This is a genomic window from Oleiphilus sp. HI0061, assembly GCF_001635675.1.
The window spans coordinates 1-929 of the sequence record NZ_LWFE01001569.1 but is presented as its reverse complement, the minus strand read 5'-3'; the positions used below and the strand labels follow the sequence as shown (position 1 = coordinate 929).

Sequence of the window (929 nt, the reverse complement as noted above, 5' to 3'; positions counted from 1 at the left end):
TCATTAAAGACAACGCGCTTATAGCGTTCATCATCGCCACCAATTGCTTCTTTTAAGTGCCAAGCAATGGCTTCTCCCTCTCTATCCAAATCGGTTGCGAGAAAGATTTGATCGGCATTCTTAGCGAGCTTCTTGAGTTCGGTAACAACCTTTTCTTTACCAGGCAGCACTTCATAGCGTGCTTCCCAGTCATTTTCCGGGTCGATCCCCATACGGGCAATTAGCTGTTCCTTGGCTTTACGCGCTTTATGAACCGCTTTTTCTTCCGGGCTCATCTTACGTGTAGCAGCAGCCTGTTTAGCACGCTCTTGAGGGGTACTGGTAGAACCCCCCCCCGAGGTAGGCAAATCACGAATATGCCCCACACTGGACTTTACGATGTAATCAGAACCGAGGTATTTATTAATTGTCTTAGCTTTTGCTGGTGACTCGACAATAACGAGGGACTTACCCATAAAACTCCAAACTAAAGTGGTTGCTCATACGCTGCAATCTAGCTGTATATTTTTTCAGCAAAACATACCCTAAAAAGAACAAACGTGAGAATAAGTTGAATATATAAGGCGACATATATATTGATTTGTAGCTAAAGGGTCAAGTCATTGCAATGTTTTTTTCTGATTTTTGAACAAACTAGCTAGCATTTTTAAAGCCTTTGCTACACTTAAAGGGAATAAAGCCTGAAACATAGTCCACATGAATAGTACACTTATAATATCTTTGATAGCCTCCATCATTGTTATCTCAATGGTTGCCAGTGGCATAAGTTATAGCCGCCAACAAGCAATGAAAAAGCGCAAGCTTCGCATTAACAAACTAAGGCAACAAGCTGATGAGCTATTAAGCTACACCTCACTTTTATTAAAAATTGATGAAAGCTACGTACTGATCACCCAAGTTCAATCTTTAGCAGTGAACGCCTTAAAAGC

At 41.3% G+C, this 929-nt stretch carries 2 protein-coding genes; one reads left to right on the top strand and one right to left on the bottom strand.

The genetic code is table 11. The features are described from left to right. Positions 1 to 455: toprim domain-containing protein (locus tag A3735_RS24520; protein ID WP_231882641.1), on the bottom strand; the 455-nt coding region annotated here is incomplete at its 3' end. Positions 456 to 696: 241 nt separating this feature from the next. Here A3735_RS24520 and A3735_RS29845 point away from each other — a divergent pair. Beyond that, on the top strand, positions 697 to 929 hold a 233-nt coding region (locus tag A3735_RS29845; protein ID WP_156499893.1), incomplete at its 3' end, for a hypothetical protein.